This is a genomic window from Sphingobacterium sp. UBA1897 (genome assembly GCF_002337775.1).
In the GTDB taxonomy this organism is placed as follows: domain Bacteria; phylum Bacteroidota; class Bacteroidia; order Sphingobacteriales; family Sphingobacteriaceae; genus Sphingobacterium; species Sphingobacterium siyangense.
The window spans coordinates 214,033-224,845 of record NZ_DDGR01000025.1 but is presented as its reverse complement, the minus strand read 5'-3'; the positions used below and the strand labels follow the sequence as shown (position 1 = coordinate 224,845).

Genomic DNA, 10,813 nt, shown 5'->3' with positions numbered 1-10,813 from the left:
TCTTAAACCCTTCTTTTTTCAGGATTCCCTCTTTCGAGGTAACCGTCCCTCCCTTGCGGAGTGGTGCAAAGATAGGGAGTTTACTAACAAACTTCCAAGCCTTTTGTTCTTATTATTTTCATTTTATCCTTAACTACCTGTAACGGTGCAAGATTCTTTTTCATTTTAGCGGTGGAAGCTGCAGAGGAAGGCGAAAAAAGGCTGATCCGGCCGCCAGATTGGGACAGATAGCGGCATCAGGCAACGAAAACATCCTGAATTGCACCTGCCGGATCTATTGCCCCACCGACATAGCAAAGGGAGATCGGAAAACGCAAACATAGCCGAACAGAGAACAACAGAAGAATACCGCAACACAGCAAAAGAATGAGAGCATACACCGCTCCGGATTACCCATTAAATGAACACACTCTTTTACTACTTTACTTAAGGTTTGTTTAGGTATAGCTTAGGTTATAGCTAAATAAATCCTAACCAAAAGCTAACTAAATACTAATTAAAATCTAACTTAAAGAAGAACTAAATAAAAGCGAATAAACATAACATTATGTAAATAACCCTACAAGTGTCCCAGCATCCAACCACAATCACCATGATATAGGCATTTTTGGAGGGTTTATGGGATCAAAGAAAATGAGCAAGAGAAAGCGTTCAGCTTGTAACACGTTTAGAATAACGACTAAGTTCAAAAAACATAACAACCAAACAAAAGGCTCCGAATCAATTTAGATGATTCGGAGCGTCAGACGTTATTATAGTTTACATGCTCTAATCTCTTAATGCTGTAAGATCAGCCTTAGGCTTGGGCAAGTTCATGTTTTTAATTGCCAGGCGACAGGCATCAACCATTTCCTGCGTCATGGTATAGGTATACATAATCGTCGTATTCCAACGTACCAACAAAAAAGAATCCGTATTTATCAAATAAATCTGTCAAATCCAATTTGGCCACTTCGCAGGCTGTTTTAACAAAATTCAGTTGATGAACGGCAGGATTACGCCCTCCCATCATCCGATCGGAGCTCCAATCCGAACGCTGTCTTCTCGGTTTATTCATATTCTGCTGACGGAAATTAAACAATGGACGTGTCTGGTGTACGTGACCTACCTCAATTCCGGGACTAAAGTTGAACTGATAAGTAATACCAAAAGGCAAGTTAACTTTTGCGAAGAGACTTGCAAAAAGGGTATTCTGCTTGTTCATCCGGTCATTGTAGGTCATATTTAGAAAAGGATTACGGGCATTCAATCCGCTATCACCTGTCGGAATCCGCCTTAATGTGCCATCCGGATTGTATTTACCACCAGCGCGCCCCACATCTGCTCGCCATTTCAGAAAACCAGAGCCATCGTAAGCACGTTGATTACGTACTAGCGGAGCTACTCTCCAGTTGATATTCGCTGTCAACACGGGTTTATCGCCTGTTCCTTTTTTGGTGGTAATGGCAACTACCCCTGTAGCAGCTTTAGCACCATAAATAGCCAATGAGCGCGCGAGAAAAACATAAGCCACAAATCAGCCACAAAAGGTATTGTTGTTATACTTTACACAAATTGCAGCACTCAATCAAAATGCAACCGTTCAAGTTTGTTGTATTAAAAAATAAAAATAATCTCTTCTTATTCGTTATTTAAACAGAATCCCCCAAAAAGAGTCTTTTTATAATGCTTACCCTGTTGGGTTTGCAAACTGTATCGGCCCAAGAAACTCCAACAGCGATCTCTAAAGGAAAATGGATGGTCGAAACGAATCTCTCGCCACTGACCGGCCTTTCTACTTCCGGCTTTAGCTTTTATTCCAACAATGGCGCCCAGCTCTGGTCTGTAGGCGGTGAAGCAGGTTATTTTTTCCAAGACAAACTAGCTGTCAAAGCAGGATTAGGTTTCACTGGTCAAAGATATGTATTCGATTTTGATGGCCAAAAAATCGAATTGAATTCTACACATTCGTTTATTTATAAAGCGGGATTAAAATACTATATTATCAATCAATTTCCCGTGCAGGTAGATCTAGGTGGTATTAATAGTGGTGGCGAGAAGCTTTCTTTTCTAATGGATACCTTTAAAAATTCTATTCCACCGTATTTTGGAAAGCCCATTGCCATTTGCGTTCCAGCTCATCCAGGTAAATAATGCTTTTCCGACAATATGATCCTCAGGAACAAATCCCCAGTCCCTCGCATCGAGCGAGTTGTGCCTATTATCTCCCATCATCCAATAATAATCCATTTTAAAGGTGTAGGAATTTGTTCGATTTCCATTGATATAAAGCCCATCCGTTTTCTTTTCCAACAGGTTATTTTCATACACCCTTATGGCTCGCTCATAGAGTGGTAAGGTCTGTGCATTCAGAGGAATAGTCATGCCCTTTCGAGGTATAACAAATGGGCCAAAGTTATCGTAGTTCCATTTATATTGTGGATCGTTCGGAAAAGTATTTGCTTGAGCCACTCCCGGTTTTTCCAAGTTCATTTGCATAGATTTGACATTGGACCAGGATTTCACCATGGCTGCCTGATCTTTCGTTAAAAAGATTACATAAACTCCGGGCTGAATAGCAGAGACTTCTATTCCCATATCTCTTAGGCGCTGTTCGTCCAGACCTGCCTCATCTGTGATCACGGTATAATCCATCTGGCTTTCCGGGGCTACAAAACCTGGCTGGTCGTTCACAAACAATACTCCTTCTGTCATGCTAATTTTATCCCCGGGCATTCCCACACAGCGTTTAATTAAATGTTCGCGTTTATCGACTGGGCGGGTCTGAATTGTAAATTGTTGATGTACTGCTTCACGCCCCATGCTACGCACCAAGTCATAATAGGGCAAGTCTTGATTTTCAACAGCAACGGTATCACCGGCAGGTGCATTAAAAACGATCACATCATTCCGTTTTATTTCTTGAAATCCGGGCAATCTTTTGTAAGGAATTTTAATGAGTTCGGAGAATGCTTTTCCCCCTACTAATGGCATCGTATGATGTGCAAAAGGAAAGGCTATAGGTGTATTTGGAATACGGGGTCCGTAATTTAATTTACTGACAAAAAGATAATCTCCAATGAGGAGAGACTGTTGCATAGACCCCGAAGGAATCATAAATGCCTCCAATAAAAAACCACGAATCAAGGTTGCAGCGACAGTCGCAAAAAAAATCGCATCCGCCCATTCTCGTACCATCGATTTTTTATAGGGATATTTCTTCTTATAGTCTATATACGATTGATGCGCAATTTCCAGTTCAGATTCCTTTGTCGCCACGCGACCTTCGGCATGCGCTACTTTCAGATTTTTGGCATATAGCCCATTCAGAAATTGCACGTTTTTATCTCTGCCCCAAAGTGGTAGCACGATAAACGGAACCAGCACAGCAGCGCAGTTTTCCAAAAACCTTCGTTTCCCAAAACAATGAATAAAATCGAGGTAGAGATTATAAAAGATAAAAACATTGACGATCGGAACAATCAACAGAATAAGCTGCCAGGTCTTCTTGCCGAGTATCCGCGATTGGATAAACTGACTATAGACGGGAACAACTCCCTCCCAGCCTTTGCGTCCTGCCTTTTCAAATAGCAACCAAAAGCCATAGGCTGCAACTATAGTCAATACAATAAAGATGGTAAGTATCATAAATTCGTTTTAATAAATAAACAATCGCTCTGTTGATTCTGGAGAGCTCTTCGCTTTTTGTAATTCGTTATATCGCATGATGTATTTAATAAAAAGATCATAATCATACTTTTTCTCATTTTCAAACTCAGCAAATAACTCCGGTTCGTCGTTGATCAACTTGGCGAAAATAATTGGCCTTTTCTTTTTGACATCACTAAACCACCCATTATGGTTGCTATTGATTTCAATGACCTCGCCAGTTGATTTTTTCAATGCATAAGCATGTTTATATTTATTGACCATGATATTTCCCATCGTACCTGCACCACCACCAATAGCGATGCCGGCCCCACCACTGACCTTCGTTTCCGAAACATAATATGCAATAATTTCTCCATCAGCCAGTACTTCTGCGAAAGTGGGATTTTGATTGAGCCCCTTCTGAATTCGATACATCTTTGGAGATGTTCCAGGCACAACTTCTAGTCCATCTTCTACATAAGAGGGCGCATAAACTTTCTTTTTGGACTGCCAATATACACGATAGATATCGCCCGGCTCAAACGTTAACTTTTCTTTTTGCTGATTCTCAAATTTGAGTTTTTGATCTTTTACAGAGGAGATTTTCCCATAAAGGGTATCTGCATTCATAAGCACTAAGTAGTCTAAATTTTTGGCGACTTCCTGTGCGTGAGCTGTGATCGTGATCCCTACACAGGAAGACAAAAGCACGGCCGTTAAAATTGATATGGCTTTCATTGGAGTCTGTATTTGTCAATAGCTTATGAACCTATTAACCTATTTTGATTGTATTAATGATATACTCGGCACTCTCTGTCCAAGCTTCATGTAAAACTACATAAAAATATGAAATTCAAGTTCGGCCTTCGGAGTTTTAACGTTTGTTAGCATTTTGTTTTGCTAGGCGCATTCCTACAATATTGCGCAAAGACTTTAAGATCCCTAAAAACGATCTCTAACAATACAAGTCGATACAGCCGTATTTCTCAAGCAAACAACAGCTGTACTGCAAAAAACAAAGCCACATCATTTTCGGTGATGTGGCTTACCCAATAGCTCATGCAATAAGGTTAACTTTTATATTTACTTTCAAATGCTGTGGATGCTTGATTGACACCATTGCTCATATTTTCAAATGCTTTATTGATATTTTCAAGCAATGCAGACTCTTTAGCAGCATCAGGTGTCTTATTTTTTCGGAGTTCAATCAATTTCGGATAATCCTCCGTAACGATTTTTTTATACCCATTTAAGCCATCAAGAACTGCTTTTTGGAATGTCGCATCGCCTTTGAAATCTCCCAGATCTTCGACTTTCTTGATATCATTATTCAAAGATTTTTCCCAATCTGCGCGGACCTGTTCGGCTTTCGTATAATCGGAGCCATTCATGGCAGCATTCATGTCTGTCACATGTTTTTCACTACTGTTTATAACGGTAATAATTGAATTGTTGTATGCTGCAGGATCTTTTTCTCCCGAACCACAACTTGATAGGCTCAGAACCGCTGCGGTCATCATGCCCGTAATAAATTGTTTAATCATTTTGATCTATTTTGTTGATATATTTCAGTATTTAATGCTCATTTACACAAAGATAGCCTTCAAAACAACTGAATTTCATCACGGAAATCAGGGATTTCTGCAGCCATTCCAAGCTAAAGGGACATTAACTGATTGCGAAAGTTGTGATTGCCATTACGTTGGTCAAAGCGGTCTGCGAGTTGATCCGCCAGTTTCCCATAATGATTAGCCAATTCGCTAGCGGTGTAGGTATTTTTCCCTTGAAAAAAATTATGCTGATTGCCGAGCTCAAGCATAAAAGATTCATCAGAGCCAAAATTCCTCATGGCTTCACAGATATAGCAGGCCAACTGAAACATGGATCGATTGTCGGGACCATCAGCCCAAGGCAAAAATCGTTCGATCCATTCCTTCGCTTTACCAATATCGGTATAGGAAAAATAGGTTGCTAGTTTAATTGCCGAAATCAAAATTGCGGAGTCCTTTTCTTTCTTAAACACCTCCTTTTCTGCCAGTAGCGCCATTTTATCGGCCTGTTCAGTATCACCTTGCTTAAGACCTTCATAAGCCAGGTTCACTGCCGTACGCAAAGGCACATGCGAACAGGTAAACTGGCCTTCAATTAAAGGTAAGGCTTTATCGACTGCTGGGCTATAGCCATCCTGTAATAGTGTTGCTGATACTTCTGCATCCATTTCACAGGCTTCACAATCGCTCATGTCATCTCTTTGCATAGCATTTACGTTTTTCAATGCGCGCTCGATAGCGACAATATCTTTTTGCGCCAGCGCATCACTCAGCTCCTCATTGTATATGGCACGCTTACCATAACCGTTGCGGATCAATCGTTGTTCAAAGTCGCGCAAAGCCGCTTCAATCTGCTCACGGCTGACAGCAGGATTATCGTATAATTCGGACATCATCCATTTGTATTGCCACAAGAAGTCTTCTTCATTAAAGAGTTCAGGATTTTCATCGTAAGCCTGTAATATCCACGCAAATGCAGGTAATGACTCGGTTGAAAAAGCAAGATCTATCTCTTCGCTGATTAAATCTAAGCGAAGGTCATATCCCCATTCAATATCTTGATTTTCATCTGCAATCCGAATAGCCTGTGTCAACAGGTTAACCTTTTCCAAGGTATTGTCTACTCGTGCAACCTGATTGCGAAGTTTCTGAATTTTAAGTGTGTACATCTAATTACTCCCTCTTTTTTTTTGAGTATATTTAATTTCTAATATATTTTCTATGCAATAAAAAGAAATCCTTACGCGGAGAAGTATACTCAACCGCTTTAAAGATTCACAAAATTATCCAACCCCATGACGATGAGGCTTTTCAGGGCCTCGTTCATAACCTTCATTTCCCGCTCCTGGACAGGGTACTTGCCCAAAATTAGCGCCTGCACGTAAAGCACTTCCATAACTGAACGAAGCATGTAGGCATCTTTTATATCCATTAGCGTTTTGATCAACGCATTGTCAGCATTTAAACATAACGTATTCTGGATCTTATTCGGCCTCGATGTCTTGAGTACTTGCGCAAAAGGATTTGCATTTTCCTTTAATTGGCTAATCGTATTTTCTACATTATTTTGCTCCATTTTTGTAAAAATAGCCGGCGTATCAATCGGTTTAAACCGTCTAATTTCAAGGACGCAGCTATAATCGTCTAAAATGCGCTGCACTTCTTTCTGAAAAGAAACATAGTGATTGTGCTCATCTTCATGAATCGGCTGAAACGTTTCCAGGAGCTGATTGGGCGACATCTCTGTTATCTTATAATCGCTATATTTTTGTTTGATCCTGCGGAGCAACTCGGTATCAAATGTGTAGGACGCATTCACAAGAATCATCCCCTGTGTATCGGCCATACGGTCAATCTGTTTGAAATCTTCAAAATCAGCACAGTAATAGAGCTGTTGCTGATGATCAATGATATTTTGAAAGCTTCGTTGTCCGCGATTGGTTTCAAACGGAATATCTGCCAAAAATATCGCTAGAAAGTCCGGATCTTCGAGCGCGAAAGCTTTCAAGTGAAGATAATGAGTTTGGATAATGCGAATATATATATCGAAATCGATCTTCTTCACCTGTTGCAGGTACGTTTTCAGCACAGCAGCTATTTCTTTTCGCGCCTGCCGTAGTAGATCATTTTTCATCAAAGACTCCCGTGAGGCGGTGGCACTAAGTTCCTCTGTGTTGACAAGCATCCGGACAAAAAATGCCCAATTTGGCAAAATAGATTGATCTTCTTCAGCGAGAAACATGCGCTTCAAGTAGATACGGTGACGCTGCTTGCTGCTAAACTGCGTACGGAAAGGTAAAATATACAACACCCCCTTTGCCTTTCCCGCCGTCGTTTCAAATGGAATTGCATCTAAAAAGTTGACATGAAAGAGTTCTTTTCCAACAGCCAGCAATTCTGCTTTCGAAACTGATGAAGCAAGCCATTTGGGTTCTTCTTTATGAATAATCTTTTCGGTAGCGCCAACTACAATCGAAATGTTTTCTCGCAGCGCATCTCCATAAAACTTGATTTTTTTCTCAAGATAATCCGCTTCAAAAATATAGTTGAATTGTTTTTTAGGGCTTAGGATAACACGTGTTCCGACAGGAATATCTTCAATAAGCCGCTCGATTTTATAGTCCCCTTCAGCTCTCGCGGTCCAACGTAGAGGCAGTTGTTCAAGGGCCGATTTTGTTTCCACAATTATCTCATCGCTGACCACAAAACAAGAAAGCAGTCCAATACCAAACTTACCAATGAAATCCTGAGCATCCTTAATGTCTTTACTCTTTGAACTCTCACCTATAACCGACAAAAATTGATGAATATCGGTCTCCTTAAGGCCTATCCCATTATCGCTGAACAGAAACTTCGGTTGTTCAATGCTTGGCAGCTCAATCGTTATTTTACCCTGATGCTGTTCATCCAAGTGTTTCAATGCTGTAATTGCATCCACGCCGTTTTGAAGCAATTCCCGAATAAATGTATTGGGATCGCTATACAGGTGCTCTGAGAGCAGTGCGATCATTCCTTTCAGATTGACCTGAAAGGAATAGGATTTTTCTTCTTGCATGTTTTTCTTACTTTCTCGTTTTCTTTGTCAATCGAATAGCATCTTCATGTCCATTGTCTGCCGCCCGTTCAAACCACTCCAGGGCAAGATCTTGATTTTCTTCTACCCCATCACCCATAAGATAACAGTTGGCCAGTTTATACTGTGCATCAGCATGATCGGCTTCAGCTGCCTTCATAAGCCATTCTACACCGTCGCGAAGACCCATCGGTATGCCATCTCCTTCCAGCAGCTGAACCGCAACAAAGTAACAGGCATACACATTACCTTGCTGCGCTACCTCCATAAAATATCCATAGGCAGTTGCTTTATCGATCTCGGTACCCACTCCAAAATAATAGCAACGGGCTAATCGGTAGCTCGCCTCCTGATTTCCTCGCTCTGCAGCTTGTTTATAATATCCAAAAGCTTTCGCTGGCTGCGCTTCCACGCCGATGCCAAACTCATAACACATGCCAATTCCCTCCGTCAGATAGCCAAGTTTTTCGGCACGCATGTAGTAATCAAAGCCTTTGTCGTATTCTTCCAGCTGATCATAGTCGAAGAAAAAGTAGTCGCCAAGCAGCAAGAGCGCCTCAGCTACATTTTTTTGCGCGGCCTCTTCCAAAAGCTGAAGACCATGAGCTGCATCCTTTTGCACCAATCCGGTCAAATAGTATCGTCCCAATACATAAGTTGCATAAGGGAACCCCAGATCAGCAGCCTTCTTAATATTTTCCTGTGCTTTAAATGTATCTTGGTTCAATCCATAACCATATTCATAACAGAGCCCCAGATCAGTCAAAGCCTGTACGTGATTTCGTTCAGCAGCCTGTTGGTATAAAGCAATCATCCGGTCCAGATTTATCTCCGTACCTATGCCACCCCGATAGCAGCGCGCCAGTTCATATATACTATTTAGCTCCTGCATACCGGCTCCAATTTCAAACGCCGTAAAAGCTGCTTTCGGTTGGGGAGCTCCGGACTGGTGATAATCATTTTCCAAATAAATACCTTTTAAATAATAGGCATAGGGATAGCCAAGATCTGCCGCACGCGAGAAATAATCAAAGGCCAATTTATAATCCGGTCCGGACTTTAATTCAGCAGCTAACCCCATTTCCGTTAGCGCAGTAGCGTTATTATATCCTGCCGCTTCTTCAAAATAAGGCAATGCAGCAGCCAGATCAGGCGCATTATTATGGATTCCATATTTTAAGAATCTGCCGACTTGATATAAAGCTTGTGGCAGTTTATCTTTTGCTGCATCCTGATAGTAAACAAAGGCGGTTTTGTAATCCGGAGCAACTCCATCATAGCCAGTTTCGACCATATTACCCATGCGCAACTTGGCGTAAGCAATGTTTTTTTCCGCCATTGCGCTGAAGCGCCGAAAGGCTAATTTTTCATCCCTTTGGAGGAACCTACCTTCGAGGAGAATTTCAGCGAGTTCAACCTGAGCTTCCACATACCCGTCTTTCTCGTCGAGCAGACGCAATAAAGATAGTCCCTTTTCGATGTCCTGCACAGCCTCCTGATAGAGATACAGACAGGCGAGACGATAACCCGCATAATCATTATTATAGTCGTATGCTTTCTGGAGATACCACAGCGGTTCTTCGAAATCCTGTTGTTCCTGATTGTTGTTGCCCAGTGCCTGAAGTTTGATAAGTGCAATTTGCACCGCGGCGTCCATCATTCCGTATTCAAACAGTTCTCGATATTCCGGTACAAGAAGCTCCTGTTCACCTATGGAAGCCGCCTCCGCACGTTTTATTTCATTCAGCACAAATCTGCAATAACGAGATTCAGCCATCGTGATACCCTCTTCCAGGGCTTCCAAGCGTTTGCTCTTATCCTCTTTACGCGCATAGTAAAATTGGAGCGCCTCATAATAATGGCGCAGTATTTTCCTTTCCGGAGATTGCTTGAGCAGCTGAATACGGTCAAAGACTTCTTCATATTTATCGGTCCAGACATCGATATGGGCAGCATATGCGATTCCCCAAAGATCTCCGCCCAAAGCGAGTGCATCCAGTTCGGCTTTGGCGTTATCGCGGTCGATATCGGCCAGCAAACCTAAATAATTGTAGTATAAATAAAGGGGTCTTGCCCATACAACCCCAGCATTGATTCCTCTCTTCAAATAAAGGGAAGCCTTTTCTTTCTCTACCACATGTCGGCGACATAAAATATACTGTAAGCCAAGCTCCACCCATGCATGAGGGTTAATCGTAGCATAGCGCTCTAATATTGCTCGTATTTTATCGATAAAAAAGCTATAATCCTCTTCGTTCAGATATACGTTTGCGGCAAAATCAGTTCCTTTTTCAAATAATGCATCATAAAGTGCAGCCGCACTGGACTGCTCCAAGTTGTGCTCAAAATAAATCAGGACATCAAGCCATATATCGGGCGTAATGCGCTTCGAAAGGTCAACTGTCAATTGATGTTCAGCCGATTGCAATGCGGCAACTTTAATAGAATATTCTTCACTTAACTTCATATATCATCGTATGTACTACTTGTAAAACATGCTTTTTATACTCTTTAGGCGCCAAAAAGCAACAAAAACTCTGCCACTGTATCATACAGTCAA

The 10,813-nt window shown here is 41.5% G+C and carries 8 protein-coding genes; 1 reads left to right on the top strand and 7 read right to left on the bottom strand.

Annotation, left to right across the window (positions count from 1 at the left end; genetic code table 11):
• Window positions 1-841: 841 nt before the first annotated feature.
• The gene (locus tag B4N43_RS16820; RefSeq protein WP_286735715.1) at window positions 842-1,513 is read right to left on the bottom strand and encodes a hypothetical protein; all 672 of its coding nucleotides are present in this window, start codon (window positions 1,511-1,513) and stop codon (window positions 842-844) included.
• Window positions 1,514-1,665: 152 nt separating this feature from the next.
• Here B4N43_RS16820 and B4N43_RS16815 point away from each other — a divergent pair, with 152 nt between their 5' ends.
• Window positions 1,666-2,133: a hypothetical protein gene (locus tag B4N43_RS16815; RefSeq protein WP_286735713.1), complete on the top strand. Its 468-nt coding sequence runs from the start codon at window positions 1,666-1,668 to the stop codon at window positions 2,131-2,133.
• Here B4N43_RS16815 and lepB read toward each other — a convergent pair.
• The 6 genes from lepB to B4N43_RS16785 all read right to left on the bottom strand — a co-directional run bounded on the left by lepB (window position 2,050) and on the right by B4N43_RS16785 (window position 10,720).
• A complete protein-coding gene (lepB, locus tag B4N43_RS16810; protein WP_286735712.1) occupies window positions 2,050-3,627 on the bottom strand; it encodes a signal peptidase I in 1,578 nt (525 codons plus the stop codon). The two genes, B4N43_RS16815 and lepB, sit on opposite strands and share 84 nt — an antisense overlap.
• 9 nt (window positions 3,628-3,636) lie before the next feature.
• Complete coding sequence (locus B4N43_RS16805) at window positions 3,637-4,368, bottom strand: hypothetical protein (RefSeq protein WP_286735711.1); 732 nt, start codon at window positions 4,366-4,368, stop codon at window positions 3,637-3,639.
• Window positions 4,369-4,700: 332 nt separating this feature from the next.
• Window positions 4,701-5,174: an LIC11966 family surface protein gene (locus tag B4N43_RS16800; protein WP_182983149.1), complete on the bottom strand. Its 474-nt coding sequence runs from the start codon at window positions 5,172-5,174 to the stop codon at window positions 4,701-4,703.
• A gap of 113 nt (window positions 5,175-5,287) precedes the next feature.
• Window positions 5,288-6,349 (bottom strand): hypothetical protein, encoded by a 1,062-nt coding sequence (locus tag B4N43_RS16795; protein WP_286735710.1) that lies wholly within the window; start codon window positions 6,347-6,349, stop codon window positions 5,288-5,290.
• 98 nt (window positions 6,350-6,447) lie between these two features.
• Window positions 6,448-8,235, bottom strand: a complete 1,788-nt coding sequence (locus B4N43_RS16790) for an HSP90 family protein (protein ID WP_286735709.1) — start codon at window positions 8,233-8,235, stop codon at window positions 6,448-6,450.
• A 7-nt stretch (window positions 8,236-8,242) separates the two neighbouring features.
• A complete protein-coding gene (locus B4N43_RS16785) occupies window positions 8,243-10,720 on the bottom strand; it encodes a tetratricopeptide repeat protein (protein WP_286735708.1) in 2,478 nt (825 codons plus the stop codon).
• Window positions 10,721-10,813 lie beyond the last annotated feature (93 nt).